This is a genomic window from Pantoea sp. CCBC3-3-1 (genome assembly GCF_007981265.1).
In the GTDB taxonomy this organism is placed as follows: domain Bacteria; phylum Pseudomonadota; class Gammaproteobacteria; order Enterobacterales; family Enterobacteriaceae; genus Erwinia.
This window is the reverse complement of the sequence record NZ_CP034363.1, coordinates 3,789,078-3,807,664: the sequence shown is the minus strand read 5'-3', so window position 1 is coordinate 3,807,664 and position 18,587 is coordinate 3,789,078. Positions and strand designations below refer to the sequence as shown.

Below are 18,587 nucleotides of genomic sequence, written 5' to 3'. Positions count from 1 at the left end.
ATAATCAGAGCAGGGATGTTTTCAATGCTCATACCTGCAACAGCGTTACATCTTTCAAATAAAAACAAGTTTTTAGCATGCCGTGAATAGAATTTATTGCGGTATTGATTCATTTCCATTGCTAGTAATTAGCAAGGATAATTGCGAGGTTAAGACAATATGGCAGTAGCCACCACATCAAGGAGTACAGCGCCACCAGAGGCCCTTACTACACGACAACGAATCTGGGCTATTGTAGGGGCTTCATCAGGCAATCTGGTGGAGTGGTTCGACTTCTACGTTTATTCATTTTGCTCGCTCTATTTTGCGCATGTGTTTTTCCCTACCGGCAATTCAACCACTCAACTTTTGCAAACAGCAGGCGTGTTTGCCGCTGGTTTCCTGATGCGTCCTATTGGCGGCTGGTTGTTCGGTTATATCGGAGATAAGCACGGCAGAAAAAAATCGATGCTAATTTCTGTCTGCATGATGTGCTTTGGATCGCTGGTAATCGCCTGTTTGCCAGGTTATGAAACCATTGGTCTTTGGGCTCCTGCCCTGCTGTTGCTGGCACGTCTGTTTCAGGGATTGTCAGTTGGCGGGGAATACGGCACCAGCGCAACCTATATGAGCGAAGTAGCCGTTGAGGGTAAGAAAGGATTCTACGCATCATTCCAGTACGTCACGCTGATCGGCGGTCAGCTAATGGCGTTGCTCACCGTTGTCGTGCTACAGCAGATATTGTCAGACCAGGAGCTGAGAACCTGGGGCTGGCGTATTCCTTTTGCCTTGGGTGCGGCGCTTGCGGTCATTGCTCTTTATTTACGTCGCTCACTGAATGAAACTTCTGATAGCGAAACACGTAATCATAAAGACGCCGGGTCGCTAAAAGGGCTGTGGAAACATCGTCGCGCCTTTATCATGGTATTGGGTTTTACGGCGGGCGGCTCGCTCAGCTTCTACACCTTTACGACCTACATGCAGAAATATCTGGTGAATACATCAGGGATGGATACGCGTACTGCCAGCGCTTTGATGACCGCAGCACTGTTCATTTTTATGCTGATTCAGCCGTTAATTGGTGCATTATCTGACAAGATTGGCAGAAGAAACTCCATGCTGATTTTTGGCGGGCTGGCGGCAATTTGCACTGTGCCTGTATTAACCATTTTACAGAGCGTTACCAGCCCATGGATTGCGTTCTCGCTGATCATGCTCTCACTGCTGATTGTCAGTTTCTACACTTCAATCAGCGGCATACTTAAAGCGGAAATGTTCTCACCCGAAGTGCGTGCGCTGGGAGTCGGCCTGTCATACGCCGTAGCCAACGCCCTGTTTGGCGGATCTGCGGAATATGTTGCTTTGTCGCTAAAGGCGGCGGGAAGCGAAACCAGTTTCTTCTGGTACGTTGCTGGCATGGGCGCAGTGGCCTTCCTGGTATCTCTGATGCTGCACCGCAGAGGCAAGGGTCTTAAGCTCTAATTAACGTCCTGCATTCCACAACGCATAGCCGGTGGCAGCACCGGCTACATCCCAGCTGAAATCTTTCCAGCTCCAGCCTGTTCCGCCTTTCCGACTGTCGTACAACTCTTTTACGGCCCCAATACTAATAGCAAACGACAGGCCGAAACCGCCACTATGCCCTTTATGCCAGTTCTGTTTTTCACCATATGCATTGCCGGCAGCAGAAAGAAAAGCGGAGGAGATAAAATGCTGGGCCTTATCTTTACCCGTCCAGTCATCCTGCGCCATGTGCGTACAGCCGCTACAACCCAGAATGATGCTTAACAAAAGTATGCGCATGCCTGCTCCTGTAAAAAAGCCCTGTACGATGACAGGGCTTAATAAGGATAGCTAACTTATAAAATACGGCTGATAAGCCTGTCGATACGGATGCGACGCAGGCGGCGGATCAGTTTTCTCACTTTAACCGGGTAATCAGCAATACTTTCCAGATCGCGGAAGTGCTGGACTACCGTAGTATGCTCACGGATCAGAGCCAGCTCTTTTTCTCGCTGTGCGGCTAATTGCTGAAGGGGATCGTGGATCAGCACGGCATTTTCTAAATCAAGACGCCAGGCGCGCGGGTTCAGGTTATTTCCGGTAATCAGCATCCATTCATCATCCACCCACATACCTTTCAGGTGATAGCTGTTTTCCCTGTCTTTCCATAATCTCACCGTCAGTTGCCCACTGGTGACATAATATTGCAGGCGACTGAGAAAACGCCTCAAATTAATTTCATACAGATAGGGCAGAGCCCCGATGATTTTGAAGGGTTGATCTTGCGGAATATAGAAGTCATTCGCGGTTTTATCTCCCACGATGATTTCAACGTCTTTGCCCTGTCGCAGCAGCCAGATAATATTACGAACCAGAATAGCCGGCAGATTAAAATAGGGTGTGCAGAGCGTCAGCTTTTGCTCGGCACAGGGCATCAGGTGATAAATAGTTTTATTTAGCAGGCTGCGCTTGCCGAGGCCAACCAGCGGCGTCACCGCCAGCTCTTCGTTATTGGCGTCGCCGACAAATTCATAATCGAAGCCACGCAGCTCCTGACGGAACTGGCGGGTTTCGTTTTTAATCTCCGGGCTTTTTGGGCGTTCATGCTGATCGAGACGGTGGACGGCCTCAGCCTGAATCAGATTGGTATCGATCCAGTTCATAAAGGTATCGGCCAGCGTCGGATTGGTAATCAGCTGGTAGCGATCATAGCGATATTTGTCATGCTGATGCAGATAAACATCATTCAGGCTGGCACCGGTATAGAGGACGGTATCGTCAATAACCGAGCCTTTAAGATGTAAAACGCCCAGTGCCTCGCGTGTGTTAACCGGCACGCCATAGACGTGAATAGCGAGATCGGGATAGCGATCGGCCATTTCGCAATACCAGTCGGCGTTGGTCACGCCTTTCGCTGCGCCAATACGACCACGCTGAGCACGGTGCCAGTCGACAAGGATTCTAATATCCAGCTCGGGCCGGATGCGTCTCGCTTCATAAAGCGCGGACAGGATGCTGCGTCCACCATCATCATTTTCAAGATAAAGTGCCACAATGCAGATGCGCCGCGTGGCAGCCGCTATTTTTTCCAGCAGCGTTTGTCGAAAATCTGCGGGCGAATACAGCGTGGTGAAATCAGCAACCGACTGAGACAGTTTTGGCAGTTGCGCAAGGTGCTGTTGGTGTTTATTACGTTTGAATTTAGACAGCATCACAGTGCGTTTCTTCTCTGTTCATAGAATGGCCTTTCGCCATAAAATCATCACCATAACCGCTAATGTTACCATTACTTAGCGTTGAGGTGGGCAGTTTTACGTTTCCAGACATTAACCGCTTGTACCCAGCCTGAGGGAAAGGCCTACGATACCGTCTTCCAGCTGTACATCAACCGCGAAGCCCAGTTTGCGCGCCAGGGTAATCATGCCGCGGTTTCCCGGCATAGTAATGCCGTTGAGCTGCTGTAACCCGTGTTGGCGGGTATAGCTAATCATCTTTTCGAGGAGTCGCCGGCCAAGGCCAAGTCCTTTAAGATCGGAGCGCACCAGCACCGAAAATTCGGCATCAATATTGTCAGCATCCGAAACGGCGCGCGTTACGCCAATAATCTCATCGGCACCGTTGTGCTGGCGTATAGCCACAATAGCCATTTCTCGATCGTAGTCGATTTGCGTCATGTTAGCCAAATCATCATGCGTAAACTCGTTGATCTCACTGAAGTAGCGATAGTAGAGATCCTCCTTCGTCACCTGGGCAATAAACTGCTGCAACAGGGGTTCGTCTTCCGGAAGAATCGGTCGAAACAGGCAATGTTGACCGTTCTTTAATTCAATACTTTCTTCCAGCATGTGGGGATAGGGGCGAATAGCCAGACGGCTTTCCGCATCGCCGCTGAATGGCGCCAGTTGCATAGTCACATCCAGCAGCGAAAACTCGGTTCCGGCGGCCAGCAGGGGGTGAATATCCAGCCGTTGTACCTCCGGGCAGTCGATAACCAGCGTTGAAACCTGCACCAGCACGTTGCTCAGCGCCGTGATATCCAACGGGCGAAGCGCGCTGCGGCCACGAATTTTGCCGCTTTTGATTGCCTGAATAACCAGATAGCGCGCCAGCGTCATATTGAGTGGCGGCAGCGCCACAACCGCCTGCCTATCGGCCTGCCATTCAATGCCGCCTTCTCCCAACATAATCATCGGTCCAAAAACGGGATCGTGCTCCATCACGACTCTTAACTCCTGTGCACCGGCACGGTTAGCCATGCTTTGAACCAGCAGACCATCAATTTGGGCCTGAGGCCAGGCCTGCCTGACACGATCTATAATCGCCTCTGCGGCCTGTTGCACTTCGCTGGCGGTGCGAAGGTAGAGCATTACGCCCTGAACGTCAGACTTGTGCGGAATGTCCGGGGAACGCAGCTTAAGCGCTACCGGATAACCAATCTGTTCGGCGATATGCACGGCCTCTACGCTGTCGCTGGCGATCCATGTCGGTAGCGTATTCAGCCCGTAAGCCCGTAAAATATCCTGTACTTCGTGAGTATCGAGCGTAGTACTGCCAGCATGCAGCGCTTGCTGAATAAGCTGATGGGCTTCAGTTGTGTTATTTATTAAATCGGCTGGCAGGGCGGGCGTTTCGCGCAGCTGCTTCTGGTTACGGCGATATTCCACGCTATGCATAAAAGCCGTTATTGTGCCTTCGGGGGTGCGATAAGTGGGAAGACCGGCATCGCTAAAATGCCTGCGGGCATCAAGTGATGAAAACTCACCACACCAGTTGGTCAGCAAGGTAATTTGTTTACCGCGTGGATGGGAAGCGATGAGTTCAATCAGGCGCTGGGCAGTTAACGTTGCCGGCGCAACGGCGCTTGGCGCATGAATGATCATCAACGCATCAAGATCCTGACTGTCGAGCAGGCGCGATACCGTAAGTAAATAACGTTCGATGGTCGCATCATCTTTTAAATCCAGCGGATTACCGGCAGTAATTTCATCTGGCAGAAGGTTTTGCAAATCTGCCAGCAGGTTCTCGCTCGGTACAGCCAGCTTGCCATTGCGAGCCTCAAGCGCATCCAGCGCCAGCGCGGCTGGCGCCGCACCGTTACTCACTATCATCAGTCGCTCGCCACGCAGCGGCCGCATATGATTCAGCGTTTCCACTGCCGAAAACAGCTCGTGGGTATCCTGCACCCGCAGCAGGCCAGCACGCTGGATAGCGGCATCCCAGGCCGCATCCGATCCGCCCTGAGTTTTCAACAGCCGCTGTGCCTGCTGACTGCGGCCGCTTTTGATGATAAGAATCGGTTTATTTCTGGCAGCGCTGCGTGCGGCAGAAACAAAGCGCCGGGCGTCGCTCAGATGTTCAAGGTAGAGCAAGATGGCGCTGGTTTTGCCATCGCGCGCAAGGAAATCGAGCAGGTCATCGGCATCAATGTCCAAACTGTCACCCAGCGCGATAAACCAGGAGAAGCCCAGCTGGCGCTGTTGTGCCCAGTCGAGGATCGTATTCGAGACGGCGGCAGACTGTGAGACAAACGCCAGCTTGCCTTTCGCGATGGGTACCGGAGAAAAGCTGGCGTTCAACCCTTGCCAGGGCGCGAGCAGGCCCAAACTGTTTGGCCCGAGCAAACGGATTTGCCATTCGCTGGCGCACTGTTTCAACACGTCATGCTGGCTGGCGGGCGAGGAAAGAATGATGCAGGCTCTACAGCCCCGTTCGCCCAGCGCGCGCAGCAGTGCCAGGTTGTGACGGCTATGAGTGCAGATGATGGCAAGATCGGGTGAAAAAGGCAGGCTGGCAATATCAGGCCATGCCAACACGCCGCACACCGCTTTATATTTAGGGGTGACAGGCAAAACCGGCCCGTTGAATCCCCCCGCCAGCAGATTGCGCATCATCAGATGACCTGCACGTTCAGGACGTACTGAAGCGCCAATCACCGCAATCGATTTAGGACGTAGCAGCGCCTCCAGTCCTCGTTGACTCATCTTAAGCTCCCGATACGAAAAGTTATCTTTGATTCTAAACGTATCTTCAGCTCAACGCTGCGGCACAGTCGATATTATCGGCAGTGCCGTGATGCCTGGCCCGGCGTTTTATTCAACCTGCTGATGCAGGGGATGGTGAGGCTTACCGGCCAGATAGCGCTGGCGAAACAGGTCAAAATGCTGGAAGAGCGCGTTCCCGGCGGCAACATCTCCAGCCTGTAACAGCAGCTCGGCGGCGACTTCGGCCGTACAGTGTTGACCTTCAGCGTGAGCCTCTCGCAGCTGATAATTTGAGGGTTTGGTGAGCGTCAGTGACATCACCGGCAGCTTATCCAGCCAGGGGCTCTTGCGAAACATTTTCCGCGCTTCCGTCCAGGTACCATCCAGCATAATAAAAAGCGGCGGCTTACCGCTCAGCGGCGGCGCGTTAACAACAGGGCGGTCCGCATCGGCATAGGATTCCGGGAACACCACCAGCGGCTGGACGTCAGGATGACTGACTGCCGCCAGCAGAGCCGGTTCCGGCTCGGTTCGTGACCAGCCAAAGGCCTGAGTATCCGGCAGGATATCGGCAATCAGGCGGCCGGTGTTGCTGGGTTTCATGGGTTCTGAATCAAACATGACCAGGCAGAAACGGCTGCGTGCTTCAACGGGTTGTAGCGTGGCGCACAGGCAATTTTTCTGGGGTAAAAGGCAGCGCTGGCAGCGAGCAATTCGATTGCCACGGGCGAGAAAAGGACGGGTCGCTCGCGCAAGACGCTCGGCGCGCAGACGAAGAACAGCGTTTTCAGTCATGAATAATAATCTGGGGAAAACGCTATTCTGGCAGAATCCGGCAAAAAACAGTAGTGGTCAGTCAGCACTGACCACCGGAGTTTTAGATATTTTCGTTCAGCCATTCATTAAAGGGCGCTTTCGGCATTGCGCCGCTAAGGATGTCCACCGTCTGGCCCTGTTTAAAGACCATAATAGTGGGAATACTGCGAATGCGGAAACGGGCACTCAGCTCAGGTTCTGCTTCGGTATTGACCTTAAGGAAGCGAACTTTACCGCTGCGCTCGCTGGCCACATCTTTATAAACTGGCGCGAAGTTGACGCACGGGCCGCACCATGGCGCCCAGAAATCAATAACAACCGGCAGATCGTCCTGCAAGTATTTATCGAGCGTCGCGGCGGTGGCATTGACCACTTCACCGTTGAACAGCTCGCTGCCGCAGCGGCCGCATTTCGCACCGTCAGCCATACGTTCTGGCGGAACGCGGTTGGTCGCCTGGCATGAAGCACAAACCGTATTCATTGGGACACCTCAGTAATAATAGGGGGTAAGTATTTACTTACCGCATTCCTGGATAAAGTAGCGATAATTATGGTTGTCCTTGCGGCTGGCAACAAAGAGATTTGTCCAATGGGTACGATAGGTAACAGCGCATCTGAAAGCATTGGCTGATACGCCGTACCACATCACGTTGTAAACGATGGTTTTACAACCGCAAGCGTACGGGCATCGCGATGAAAAATACCCATTGCGTGCTTTTATTGGAAGTTGATAGCTAAGCGCAGCCACATCAGGTAATCTGCGCGCTTCGCGCTCAGCCAGGTGGAGGGAAAATGAACGACGAATTTAAAGGTAAAAGCGGTAAAGTCAAAGTGATGTATGTCCGCGGTGATGACGAGAGTGACAAGCGCGGGGCTAATCCCCGTACCGGTAAGGGTGGACCTCGTCAGGATGGCAGTCGTCGTCCTTCACGTAATGCAGACAGCAAGCCGCGTGGCGGGCGCGATCGCGACGCAGTGAGCGATTCACCATGGCGTACGGTTTCACGCGCGCCGTCTGCAACCGATGATAACAAGCCAGATCATGGCGGTATCAGCGGGAAAAGTTATGTCGATCCGGAGCAAATCCGTCGTCAGCGTAATGAAGAAACACGCGTCTATGGCGAGAACGCCTGTCAGGCACTGTTCCAGAGCCGTCCGGACTGCATCGTGCGCGCCTGGTTTATCCAGAGCGTCACGCCGCGCTTCCGCGAAGCGCTGAAATGGATGGCGGCCAACCGTAAAGCTTATCACGTGGTAGACGAGGCCGAACTGGCTAAAGCTTCCGGGACTGAGCATCACGGTGGCGTTTGCTTCCTGATCAAAAAACGCGTCGGTATGCCGGTTGGTGAGTGGCTGTCAAAAGCGGCTCAGAAAGACTGCGTGCTGGCGCTGGAAGATATTGGTAATCCTCACAACCTGGGCGGCATCATGCGCAGCTGTGCGCATTTCGGTGCGAAAGGCGTGCTGGTACAGGATGCTTCCCTGCTGGAGTCTGGCGCAGCAGTGCGTACGGCGGAAGGCGGTGCCGAACACGTCCAGGCGATCAGCGGCGAGAGCTTCGCTTCGGGTCTGGATGCGTTCCGTAAGGCGGGTTACACCATTGTCACAACGTCCAGTCACCAGGGAACGCCACTGGCGCAGGCAGCATTGCCGGCTAAAATGGTGCTGGTGTTGGGTCAGGAGCGTGAAGGTCTGTCCGACAGCACGCTGGAGCAGGGAGATATGAGCGTCTCCATCGGCGGTACGGGAAATGTTGAAAGTCTTAACGTTTCCGTTGCAACCGGCATTCTGCTTGCAGAATGGTGGCGTCAAAACGCCTAAGCCATTGCAAAACAAACGGGCCTCGTGGCCCGTTTTTTTATGGCTAAAATCAGTGTGCGCCACCACCACCACCGCCTGCGCCAAACGGCGGACGGGCAAACCAGACCAGGATCAGCAGGAAGAGAAATACCCCGGCCGAGGCCCAGAAGATCTCGTTGGCAGAGATAATCAGCCCCTGATTAGTAATCTGCTGTGCAATCCAGCCGGAAGCCTGATCGTGAGTCATTCCCATCTGTTCCAGCTTGCTGTACATCTCCTGCGAATTGAAGTTGTAAGCGTTCACTGACTCAGTAAGATGGCTGTGGTGTAGTGCTTCCCGATCGGTCCACAGAGTGGTGGTAATCGACGTGCCGATTGAACCAGCCAGCGTTCGCGTAAAGTTTGACAGGCTCGACGCGGCGGCCAGACGCTCAGGCGGCAGGCCCGACAGCGTAATCGTGGTGAGCGGCATAAAGAAGCAGGCCACGGCAAAACCCTGAATAAACTGCGGCCAGGCCGATGCGCCAAAATCCATGCCGGGCTCAAACGTATACGCACGCCAGTAAAAACAAACCGCGTACATAATAAAGCTGAACGTTACCAGCCTGCGCATATCAAGCTTATGTGCAAAACGACCGATTATCGGCGAGAGGATGACCGGCAAAATCCCTACCGGCGCGGAAGCCAGCCCTGCCCAGGTCGCCGTATAACCATACACTTCCTGCAACAGCTGCGGCAGCAACACGATGGAGCCGAAGTAGAGCATATAAGCGAGGCTGATCGACAGGCAGCCGATCGTAAAGTTTCTCGACTTAAACAGCGACAGATCGATAATCGGATGTTCGTCGGTCAACTCCCATACCAGCAGCACCAACAGCGCTATCACGGCGACAATCGTCAGGGTCAAAATCTCCGGCGAGCTGAACCAGTCCAGCTCCTTACCGCGATCCAGCATCATTTGCAGACAGCCGATGCCCACCACCAGCAACACCAGCCCGACGGTATCAATAGGGCGAATGGCCGTTGCCGTCTCGCGGTTGCGCAGCGTCTTCAGCGTTAGCATAACGACTGCGGCACCGATAGGAACGTTGATAAAGAAGATCCAGCCCCAGTGATAGTTATCGCTAATCCAGCCGCCCAGAATCGGGCCGCAAATCGGCGCAACGATCACCGTCATCGCCCAAAGGGACAGGGCAATGCTGCGTTTTGCAGGAGGATAGTTACTGAGCAGCAGGCTTTGTGACAGCGGGATTAGCGGGCCGGCAACCAGCCCCTGAATCACGCGGAAGAAAATCAGCATGCCCAAACTGTTGGAGATCCCGCACAGCCATGATGCCACCGCAAAAGCTGCCGTTGACCACAGGAACAGTTTCACCTCGCCGACGCGCTTAGCCAGCCAGCCGGTGATCGGAATCGAAATGGCGTTAGCGACGCCAAACGAGGTGATGACCCAGGTTCCCTGAGAGTTGGACGCGCCCAGATTTCCCGCGATGGTTGGGATCGCTACGTTAGCGATAGTCGAATCCAGCACCTGCATAAACGTCGCCAGCGACAGCGCGATGGTCATCAGAACCAGTGGGGTTCCTTCAAGCGGTTGTCGTGCCATAGCAGCCTCCCGCTTTCTTAGCCCGCATTGGCATGAATAATATCGGCAATCAGCTGGTTAACCGGAGCTAAATCCAGCGCCAGCGCATTACTTTCATAGGCAGGTGTTGACCGTACGCTGGTGGCGAGTACGCCGCCCTCAAGATTATCCGTATCGACGCTAACCAGCGTGGAAAGACCAATGCGCAGAGGATGCTTCGCTACTTCCTGCGGATCCAGTTCAATACGTACCGGCAGGCGCTGCACGACTTTGATCCAGTTTCCCGTGGCATTCTGTGCGGGGAGCAGGGAGAACGCGCTGCCTGTGCCCATATCCAGACCGACGACCTTGCCGTGATAAACCACGTCGTCGCCATAAATATCGCTGATGACGGTAGCGGGCTGACCAATACGCACTTTCGCCAACTGGGTTTCTTTAAAGTTAGCGTCTACCCACAGGTTGTCGGCCGGAACGATGGCCAGCAAAGGTGTGGAAGTCGAAATTTGTGACCCGACCTGAACGCTGCGACGCGAAACGTAGCCATTGATAGGGCTGACCACATCGGTACGCTGTAACGCCAGCCAGGCGTCGCGCAATTCGGCGGCGCTCTGTTTGACCGCAGGCTGATTTTCCAGCGAGGTATTCAGGATCATCGCCTGGTTAGCATTGTATTGCTGGACGGCGACATCGAGCTGGGCCTGAGCGGTAGCAACAGCATCACGAGCATGCTGGAGATCTTCACGACCAATCAGGTTCGCCGCGCCTAGCGGTTCACGACGTTTCAGATCGGCCTGAGCCTGCACCAGCGCCGTTTTTTGCAGCTCAATGGTCGCCTGATACTGTTTGCCATTGATAATGAGCTGATGAGTCTGTCGCACGCTGGTGGCCAGTGCGGTTTGCGCCTTTTCAAAGGCCTGCTCAGCATCGGTTTTATCCAGCGTAACCAGCACATCCCCTTTTTTGACGTAGTCCGTGTCATCAAACGCGACTTTGTTGACGCTGCCAGATACCTGCGCCATCACCTGCACCTGGTTGCCTGCAACATAAGCATCATCGGTTTCCTGGTAATGACGTAACACAAGGAACCAGTAAACCAGCCAGGCAACCCCAATCACTACGAACAACACGGCTAATAAAAGTAACGCACCTTTGCGTTTATTCTTTTTATTCGCTGGCTGCGGCTGTTGCATCTCCGCATTTGCACTCATGGTTTTCTCCACGTTTTCCATGGCAATCCGGCTGTTTGCACGGATCTAAAATGCCAGCAGTGAGCTGGCATAAGTTAATAAGCGGACTAAAATAGCGGTTACTGGCAGGCAGGGTGTCGCACAATATGCTATTACAGAAATTTTTAGCGAGAAAGGGCGGTTGCAGCCTCTTCTTCGTCCATCTTATCAAGACGATTCAAAAGCTTGCGGGTGATCCCTTCCAGCTGGCTTTTTTCTGAAAGGCTCAGGGCAGACCACAGCAGCTGCAAAGACTGATGCTGAGGCGGCAGCAGCTGGCGCAGGAACTCGTTGCCTTTTTCAGTCAGGTGTAAATGCAGACAGCGACGATCGTTATCGCTTTCACGGCGCTCAATCCAGCCACGTTTTTCCAGCTCGTCGGCGATGCGGGTTGCATTCGTGCGGGATGAACCCAGCGCGGAACTCAGCTCGGAAGGTTGAATACTGTGATTTTCCTGCGCATCCAGCGTGATTAATGCCATGAATAACGTCTCGTTAATCCCCTGAGCCTTGAGCATTTTGTTGCGGTTTTCCAGCAGCTTGCTCTGCATGTGCATGCACAGCCGCGTCAGCATGATTTCCTGTAGTGGGAAGTCTTTCTGACGATTAGCGCGAAAATTTAGCATCTGTTCAATGGGGGTAAACGAACTTTCCATCTGGGGGAACCTCATTAGTTGCAACTGGTATTGTAACGACGGCGATAGTAAAGGGTCATTCCTGCCGGTGCGAGCACGCTCGCAAAACCGGGAACACCATCAGTAATTTCCAGGTCACTCCATAACCCAGGGCGATGTGCAGCATTGAAAAGGATGCTGCAGGTTTTTAACCTGTAAAGCCCGAACGCTGAGGCCAGGCCAAAGCCGACAAAAGCCGGAAATTTTTATCAGCCTGCGAGAGTGAAGCACGGAAATGTTAAATGATGCCCGCGACCCGCACGCTGCATAACAAGGCTTACTAATTTGGTACAGTTCAAAATTTAATAGTTTCGCGAGAAAAAATAACACATATGAATAAGTGCATTGCTAACCATACCAGACTGTGTAAACGCTTAACAGGCCGCTGGCGCTGAAATTTACGCAATCTGATGCCGTCAGGCTAAGGAGTGTGCGCCTCAAAGCGCGATCCCTGCCACCAGCTCAACAGATTAAGCACGGTGATGAAAGCGCCTGCTGCGCAAACGCCATACCAGCCCGCATGTTGAAATGCTGTTGCCGAAATGAGTGAACCGGCTGCGCCACCAACAAAGTAACTGGTCATATAACCGGCAGTCAGGCGGTTACGGGCTTCGGGCATTGAACGATAAATTACGCTCTGATTGGTAATATGAACACCCTGTACGGCCAGATCCAGCAGGATAATGCCAATGATTAGCGCAATCAGCGAATGGCTCCCCAGCGCGGTAATCCCCCAGGAAACCAGCATGATAATCAGGCCGGCGATGGTGGTTAAACGGGCTTTGCCTTTGTCCGCCAGTGAGCCAGCCTGACGCGCCGCCAGCGCGCCAGCTGCCCCAACCAGACCCAGCAGACCGATTTCACCCTCGGAGTAACCATAAGGTTCCGATGCCAGCAGAAAGGCCATTGAGGTCCAGAGGATGCTGAAATTCGCAAAGGCCAGGCAGCCGGTTACGGCACGACTGCGTAATATTGGGGTGGTCGAATAGAGGCTGAAGATGGAACGTAGCAGCTGACCATAGTTAAGCTTTACTGATTGCTGATAGCGCGGCAGATAACGCCACAGTGCCAGCGCCATCATTACCATCAACACACTGGCGACCCAGTAAACGGTGCGCCAGCCGCCAAGCTGCGCCAGACCACCTGCAACGGTACGGGCCAGCAGGATCCCCAGCAGCAGGCCGCTCATTACCGTGCCGACAACTTTGCCGCGCTTTTCCGGTGCGGCCAGCGTGGCCGCCAGCGGCACTAAAAGCTGTGCCACAACGGAAAAAAGACCGGTTAAAGCGGTACCGAGCAGCATAAGCGGCAGCGTCGGTGAAAGAGCCGTGATCACCATGCCACCCGCAGCCAGTAAGCTCATCACGACAATCAGCCCGCGTCGCTCCAGCATATCGCCAAGCGGCACCAGCAGCAGCAAGCCTGCGGCATAACCCAGCTGCGCTGTCGTCACGATAAAACCGGCCTGATTGACCGAGAGCGCAAAGGTTCTGGCAACGGTTTCAAGCAGAGGCTGAACATAATAATTACAGGCGACAGAGAGACCGGTTGCTAAAGACATCAGGGCAACAAGGGCAGGGCTAAGTCCGGGCTGAGGGGATTTCATTTTAATCGTCAAGGTTGTTAAAAGACTGTTAGACGAATAGTAACCTAAAAAATTATTTCACTCACAGGATAATTAACAAAGCTTACCAGTGACATAAAGGACATCGCTGCCCTTTATCGTGTCAGTAAATTAGTGGGCGGCAGCCAGCGCATCCTTGATCCAGCCGTCAAATACCGCCTGGTGCGCGTTAATCCAGCCATCGACGTGAGCATTAATATCCGCTTCGCTGGACTGTCCCTGATGCATACGAGAATTCTGGGCATTAATGTCCGCAATCGGTAATTTCATCTCGGAAAACAGTTTCGCGGCCGCAGGGTTTTTCTCCGTCCAGGCTTTGTTCGCCACAATATGCATGGTATTTACCGGGAAGCCATAGTTAGCGCCGTTCGGCAGTTTGGTCTCCATCTCTTTCTGCGCGCCCGGCATCGCAGAGAAAGGCACCTGTAACCATACAACATCGCGGCCCGGCACCAGCACGTCACTTACCCAGTACGGGGTCCAGGTGTAATAAAGGATGGGTTTACCTTCTTTAAAGCGCGTAAGGGTATCGGCGATCATGGCCGAGTAGTTACCCTGGTTATGTTCAACCGTATTGCTCAGGCCATAGGCCTGGATCTGATGGTTGATCACCGCTTCACATCCCCAGCCTGGCGTACAGCCGGTCAAATCTGCTTTGCCGTCATTGTTGCTGTCGAACAGCCTGGCCAGCTTGGGATCTTTCAGCTGGTCGATACGGGTGATGTGATATTTCTCAGCGGTTTTTTTATCGATAAGGTAGCCCTGAGCGGCGCCCTGAACATAAGTGCCCTGACGGAAAAACTTCGCGTCGCCCCCTGCGGCTTTATACATATCATCATGCAGCGGCTGCCAGTTTACCGCAGTAAACGTACCGTCGCCGGAAGCCAGCGAGGTATAGCCGACGTTGTAGTCCACTTCGCTGGGGTCATCGACGGTATAGCCGAGTTTCTCCAGTGCGCGGCTGACCAGCAGCGTCTGAAAGGTTTCTTCCGTAATCGTGCTTTGCACCGGTTTAACGGTAATACCTTTCCCCGGCAGCTCCGCGGCATAAACGTGCGTGACGGAGAGCGTAGTGAATGCGGCGGCTAACAATGCTGTCTTACGCATAGTGAGATCCTTTTTTTATTTTGAGGGAAGGAGCGGGTGGCGAGCATCGCACGCCACCTGAAATGAGAATGAATTATTTACGGAAGGGACGAGTAAACAGCCCTAAAGGTCCGGTTGCATACCAGCGACGAGCGCCACGGCTGCGGCTGTCGCGGCCCATGGACTGAGTCAGGCGGTCAAGGATGATAGCGAGGATCACGATACCTACGCCACCCACCGTCGCCAGCCCCATATCCAGGCGGCCAATGCCTCGCAGAACCATCTGCCCCAGTCCGCCCACGGCGATCATCGAGGCAATTACCACCATCGACAGCGCCAGCATTAAAGTCTGGTTTACACCAGCCATAATGGTGGGCATCGCCAGTGGCAGCTGCACTTTGAACAGCATCTGGCGCGGATTGGCACCGAACGACTCGGCAGCCTCTGTTAAATCGGCCGGAACCTGTTTGATGCCCAGAATGGTCAGACGGACAACCGGCGGCAGCGCAAAGATAATTGTGACGACTACGCCAGGCACGTTGCCGATACCAAACAGCATAACGACAGGTACCAGGTAGACAAAGGCGGGCGTGGTTTGCATCGCGTCCAGCATCGGGCGAATGATTTTGGCGGCTTTTTCACTGCGTGCAAGCCAGATCCCCAGCGGAAGCCCAATAACAATACAGAACAGCAGGGCGGTGAGCACCAGCGCCAGCGTCACCATCGCCTGAGACCAGGCACCGATAGCACCGATGACGATCAGGGAAATCAGCGTGGCGATGCCCATGGCCGGGGTGGCAATCTGCCACGCAATAAGCGCAAACAGCACAATCGCGACCGGCGCGGGCAATCCCATTAGCAGATGCTGGAAGGTGCTAAGAATGTAATCCACCGGGATGCGAATCCCCTGGAAAACGGGGCGGAAATGGGAAACGATCCAGTCGATCCCGCTGGTAATCCAGCTGTCCAGTGGGATCAGCGTTTTATGAAAAGGATCGAGGAGGCTGAAGTGTTCTGTCTGCGGCGCGGGTGCGCTGTTCAGCCAGTCACTGCCGCTGGCGGCGACATCGTGGCTGCCTGTGGGGGCTCCCCACGCGTCGGCCGTTCCTGTATTCGCTGCGGTACTGGCGGGCGCAGCATCGGCGGGTGCCGATGACGCTGCCGCCCAGGGATCGCTACTGGCCGGTGTGGTGGTCGCTGCCTGCGTAGCATCAGCGGCAGACGTATTGCCGGCGTCGGCGGTCTGCCATGGATTGCGGGTATCACTCATTGCGCTGCGCCCTCACGATCTAATGCCTGTAGCAACATGCCCTTGGAAATAATGCCGACGTACTGATTATCTTCGCCGATAATCGGCACCGCGCAGGGAGCCTGCGCGACATGTGACAGCAGTTCGTTGAGCGTGGTCTCAGCAGGCATCGCGGCGGGAGAAGACAAAATTGCCTGATCCAGACCCACCCCTGCCACCAGCGCGGCCTTCAGCGAATCGGTGGAAACAACGCCGACAAACCGTTGTTTTTCCAGCACGTAACCATATTCGCGGTCGGCATCCTGTAGCAGCTTGATGGCTGAACGGGGACCAAAACCCGGCGCTTTACGGATCAGCGAACCGGCAGCGCGGCGGGCAATATCTTTCGCGCTGAAGACATGGCTGATATCAACACCGCGGAAGAAGGTTCTCACGTAGTCATTGGCCGGATTATTCAGGATCTCATCCGGTGTGCCGACCTGCACCACTTCGCCGCCCTGCATAATGGCAATCCGATCGCCAATACGCATTGCCTCATCCAGATCGTGAGAAATAAAGACAATGGTGCGCTGGTGGCGTGATTGCAGCTTCACCAGCTCATCCTGCATCTCGGTACGAATAAGCGGATCAAGTGCTGAAAAGGCTTCGTCCATCAACAATATATCCGGGTTTATCGCCAGCGCGCGGGCTAATCCAACGCGCTGACGCATACCGCCAGATAATTCATCCGGGTAAGCATGGGCATAATTATCCAGCCCTACCTGACGTAAGGCTTCTAACGCTTTTTCCTGTCGTTCCTGAAGGGGGATGCCTGCTAATTCCATGCCGAAGGCGGCATTATTTAATACCGTCATATGTGGCATTAATGCAAACGACTGGAATACCATGCTGATTTTATTTCGGCGGACTTCGCGTAATTCACTGTCAGATATTTTGGCAATATCGACGCCGTCAATAATTACCTGTCCGCGGGTAGGTTCTATCAGACGATTGAGAAGGCGAACCATAGTGGACTTACCGGAACCGGAGAGCCCCATGATCACGAATATCTCGCCTTCTTCAATGGCCAGACTGGCATCTTTAACGCCAAGAGAGAGTCCTGTTTTCGCCAGCAGCGCTTCTTTGCTGATTCCTTTTTCAATGTGCTTAAAGGCACGATCGGGATTTTCCCCAAAAACTTTATATAAATTTTTGACTTCTAGTTTAATAGCCATGCACGAAGTAATTTCCTGGTTAGCGGTTAATTATCTTATATTTCTGGTTTGTCCTGGTCGAATATTAGCGGTCTATACCCTCGCACACTTAGGAATCTGAGGCAACCCTGAGTAAAGCTATTTGAGTTGTAAAGAGAGACACGCATCTCTGAAAATGCCAGAGAGGGTAAGGGATGGCGGGGAATTGTGGTGGGCTAAAAAAAAGGAATATTTTGTGATTATCACGTCATGCAGATGAGAAATTATTGCCAGAAAGCAAATGCATTGGCGGGAAATAGTGACAAATAAAATGACTGAACGGGGCTAATTATTTTTTATTGAACGATCGATTAATAAAAAATAATTAGCGTTGAGTTTGTCAGCCGTTAACGGTCAGAAGTTCCAGTCTTCGTCTTCGGTATCAACCGCCTTGCCCATCACATATGACGAACCGGAGCCGGAGAAGAAATCGTGATTTTCATCGGCATTGGGCGACAGAGCCGAAAGGATAGCCGGGTTCACATCGGTCAGCTCAGCGGGGAAGAGCGCCTCATAGCCGAGGTTCATCAGGGCTTTATTTGCATTGTAATGCAGGAACTTATTGACCTCTTCCGTCCAGCCTACGCCATCGTAAAGCTCGGCAGTGTAAGCCAGTTCGTTCTCGTAGAGCGCCAGCAGCAGCTCGATAGCAAACTGTTGCAGTTCATCACGCCGTTCCTGGCTCTGTTTTTCCAGCGCTTTCTGGTACTTATAACCAATATAGTAGCCGTGCACCGCCTCATCTTTAATAATCAGGCGAATCAAGTCGGCGGTATTGGTCAGCTTGCCGCGGCTTGACCAGTACATTGGCAAATAAAAGCCGGAATAGAACAGAAAAGACTCCAGGAAAACGCTGGCGATTTTCTTCTTCAGCGGATCGTCATGGTGATAATGCTCCAGCACGATATCCGCCTTACGCTGCAACGAGGCGCTTTCCTCGCTCCACGCGTAGGCCGCATCCACATCACTGGTGTGGCACAGCGTGGAGAAGATCGAACTGTAAGAGCGCGCATGTACCGCTTCCATAAAGCTGATATTGGACATGACGGCTTCTTCATGCGGCGTCAGCGCGTCTTCCATCAGTGCCGGAGCGCCAACGGTATTCTGAATGGTATCCAGCAGCGTCAGTCCGGTAAAAACACGGATAGTGAGGCGCTGTTCTTCAGCATTAAGGGTATTCCACGCAGGAATATCGTTCGACAGCGGAACTTTTTCCGGCAGCCAGAAGTTAGAGGTCAGACGGTTCCAGACCTCCAGGTCTTTCTCATCCTCAATCTGGTTCCAGTTAATGGCGTGAACACGTTTTAATTTCATTCTCATTTCTTCCGTGGG

15 protein-coding genes are annotated in these 18,587 nt (G+C 53.4%); 2 read left to right on the top strand and 13 right to left on the bottom strand.

Annotation, left to right across the window (positions count from 1 at the left end; all coding sequences use genetic code 11):
- The first annotated feature begins 159 nt into the window (after positions 1-159).
- Positions 160-1,461 (top strand): MFS transporter, encoded by a 1,302-nt coding sequence (locus EHV07_RS17770; protein ID WP_147199461.1) that lies wholly within the window; start codon positions 160-162, stop codon positions 1,459-1,461.
- On the opposite strand, the gene EHV07_RS17765 is transcribed toward EHV07_RS17770, so the two are convergent.
- The 5 genes from EHV07_RS17765 to trxC form a co-directional block, all read right to left on the bottom strand.
- Positions 1,462-1,782, bottom strand: a complete 321-nt coding sequence (locus EHV07_RS17765) for a YfiM family lipoprotein (protein ID WP_147199459.1) — start codon at positions 1,780-1,782, stop codon at positions 1,462-1,464. It lies immediately after the preceding gene.
- A gap of 56 nt (positions 1,783-1,838) precedes the next feature.
- The gene (gene pssA / locus EHV07_RS17760) at positions 1,839-3,194 is read right to left on the bottom strand and encodes a CDP-diacylglycerol--serine O-phosphatidyltransferase (RefSeq protein ID WP_147200664.1); all 1,356 of its coding nucleotides are present in this window, start codon (positions 3,192-3,194) and stop codon (positions 1,839-1,841) included.
- Between the two features lie 114 nt (positions 3,195-3,308).
- Entirely contained in the window at positions 3,309-5,963 is a 2,655-nt protein-coding gene (locus EHV07_RS17755; protein ID WP_147199456.1) for a bifunctional acetate--CoA ligase family protein/GNAT family N-acetyltransferase, read from the bottom strand.
- A 108-nt stretch (positions 5,964-6,071) separates the two neighbouring features.
- Positions 6,072-6,758, bottom strand: coding sequence for a tRNA-uridine aminocarboxypropyltransferase (locus EHV07_RS17750; RefSeq protein WP_147199453.1), 687 nt, complete (start codon positions 6,756-6,758; stop codon positions 6,072-6,074).
- Positions 6,759-6,840: 82 nt separating this feature from the next.
- The gene (gene trxC, locus EHV07_RS17745; RefSeq protein ID WP_147199450.1) at positions 6,841-7,260 is read right to left on the bottom strand and encodes a thioredoxin TrxC; all 420 of its coding nucleotides are present in this window, start codon (positions 7,258-7,260) and stop codon (positions 6,841-6,843) included.
- Positions 7,261-7,571: 311 nt separating this feature from the next.
- On the opposite strand from trxC, the gene EHV07_RS17740 reads away from it, so the two are divergent.
- The gene (locus EHV07_RS17740) at positions 7,572-8,600 is read left to right on the top strand and encodes a tRNA/rRNA methyltransferase (protein WP_147199447.1); all 1,029 of its coding nucleotides are present in this window, start codon (positions 7,572-7,574) and stop codon (positions 8,598-8,600) included.
- Between the two features lie 49 nt (positions 8,601-8,649).
- On the opposite strand, the gene emrB is transcribed toward EHV07_RS17740, so the two are convergent.
- From emrB to nrdF, 8 genes are all read right to left on the bottom strand, one after another.
- The gene (gene emrB, locus EHV07_RS17735) at positions 8,650-10,185 is read right to left on the bottom strand and encodes a multidrug efflux MFS transporter permease subunit EmrB (protein WP_147199444.1); all 1,536 of its coding nucleotides are present in this window, start codon (positions 10,183-10,185) and stop codon (positions 8,650-8,652) included.
- Positions 10,186-10,202: 17 nt separating this feature from the next.
- A complete protein-coding gene (emrA, locus tag EHV07_RS17730) occupies positions 10,203-11,372 on the bottom strand; it encodes a multidrug efflux MFS transporter periplasmic adaptor subunit EmrA (protein ID WP_147199441.1) in 1,170 nt (389 codons plus the stop codon).
- A 143-nt stretch (positions 11,373-11,515) separates the two neighbouring features.
- The gene (gene mprA / locus EHV07_RS17725) at positions 11,516-12,046 is read right to left on the bottom strand and encodes a transcriptional repressor MprA (protein ID WP_147199440.1); all 531 of its coding nucleotides are present in this window, start codon (positions 12,044-12,046) and stop codon (positions 11,516-11,518) included.
- A 439-nt stretch (positions 12,047-12,485) separates the two neighbouring features.
- Positions 12,486-13,670: an MFS transporter gene (locus EHV07_RS17720; RefSeq protein ID WP_147199438.1), complete on the bottom strand. Its 1,185-nt coding sequence runs from the start codon at positions 13,668-13,670 to the stop codon at positions 12,486-12,488.
- 129 nt (positions 13,671-13,799) lie between these two features.
- On the bottom strand, positions 13,800-14,795 hold the full coding sequence (gene proX / locus EHV07_RS17715) for a glycine betaine/L-proline ABC transporter substrate-binding protein ProX (RefSeq protein ID WP_147199436.1): 996 nt from the start codon (positions 14,793-14,795) through the stop codon (positions 13,800-13,802).
- Positions 14,796-14,868: 73 nt separating this feature from the next.
- Positions 14,869-16,044 carry a glycine betaine/L-proline ABC transporter permease ProW gene (gene proW / locus EHV07_RS17710; protein WP_147199434.1) on the bottom strand — a complete coding sequence of 392 codons (1,176 nt, stop codon included), beginning with the start codon at positions 16,042-16,044 and terminating at the stop codon, positions 14,869-14,871.
- The gene (gene proV / locus EHV07_RS17705; protein WP_147199432.1) at positions 16,041-17,237 is read right to left on the bottom strand and encodes a glycine betaine/L-proline ABC transporter ATP-binding protein ProV; all 1,197 of its coding nucleotides are present in this window, start codon (positions 17,235-17,237) and stop codon (positions 16,041-16,043) included. Before proV ends, proW begins: the two co-directional genes overlap by 4 nt.
- Positions 17,238-17,609: 372 nt before the next feature.
- Positions 17,610-18,569 (bottom strand): class 1b ribonucleoside-diphosphate reductase subunit beta, encoded by a 960-nt coding sequence (gene nrdF / locus EHV07_RS17700; RefSeq protein ID WP_147199430.1) that lies wholly within the window; start codon positions 18,567-18,569, stop codon positions 17,610-17,612.
- Between the last annotated feature and the right edge of the window lie 18 nt (positions 18,570-18,587).

Bases quoted from the DNA above. Each gene is read 5' to 3' on its own strand.
- proW (WP_147199434.1), bottom strand. From the start codon at position 16,044: ATGAGTGATACCCGCAATCCATGGCAGACCGCCGACGCCGGCAATACG.
- mprA (WP_147199440.1), bottom strand. From the start codon at position 12,046: ATGGAAAGTTCGTTTACCCCCATTGAACAGATGCTAAATTTTCGCGCT.
- emrA (WP_147199441.1), bottom strand. From the start codon at position 11,372: ATGAGTGCAAATGCGGAGATGCAACAGCCGCAGCCAGCGAATAAAAAG.
- EHV07_RS17765 (WP_147199459.1), bottom strand. From the start codon at position 1,782: ATGCGCATACTTTTGTTAAGCATCATTCTGGGTTGTAGCGGCTGTACG.
- proX (WP_147199436.1), bottom strand. From the start codon at position 14,795: ATGCGTAAGACAGCATTGTTAGCCGCCGCATTCACTACGCTCTCCGTC.
- EHV07_RS17770 (WP_147199461.1), top strand. From the start codon at position 160: ATGGCAGTAGCCACCACATCAAGGAGTACAGCGCCACCAGAGGCCCTT.
- trxC (WP_147199450.1), bottom strand. From the start codon at position 7,260: ATGAATACGGTTTGTGCTTCATGCCAGGCGACCAACCGCGTTCCGCCA.
- EHV07_RS17720 (WP_147199438.1), bottom strand. From the start codon at position 13,670: ATGAAATCCCCTCAGCCCGGACTTAGCCCTGCCCTTGTTGCCCTGATG.
- EHV07_RS17740 (WP_147199447.1), top strand. From the start codon at position 7,572: ATGAACGACGAATTTAAAGGTAAAAGCGGTAAAGTCAAAGTGATGTAT.
- nrdF (WP_147199430.1), bottom strand. From the start codon at position 18,569: ATGAAATTAAAACGTGTTCACGCCATTAACTGGAACCAGATTGAGGAT.
- emrB (WP_147199444.1), bottom strand. From the start codon at position 10,185: ATGGCACGACAACCGCTTGAAGGAACCCCACTGGTTCTGATGACCATC.
- pssA (WP_147200664.1), bottom strand. From the start codon at position 3,194: ATGCTGTCTAAATTCAAACGTAATAAACACCAACAGCACCTTGCGCAA.
- EHV07_RS17750 (WP_147199453.1), bottom strand. From the start codon at position 6,758: ATGACTGAAAACGCTGTTCTTCGTCTGCGCGCCGAGCGTCTTGCGCGA.
- EHV07_RS17755 (WP_147199456.1), bottom strand. From the start codon at position 5,963: ATGAGTCAACGAGGACTGGAGGCGCTGCTACGTCCTAAATCGATTGCG.
- proV (WP_147199432.1), bottom strand. From the start codon at position 17,237: ATGGCTATTAAACTAGAAGTCAAAAATTTATATAAAGTTTTTGGGGAA.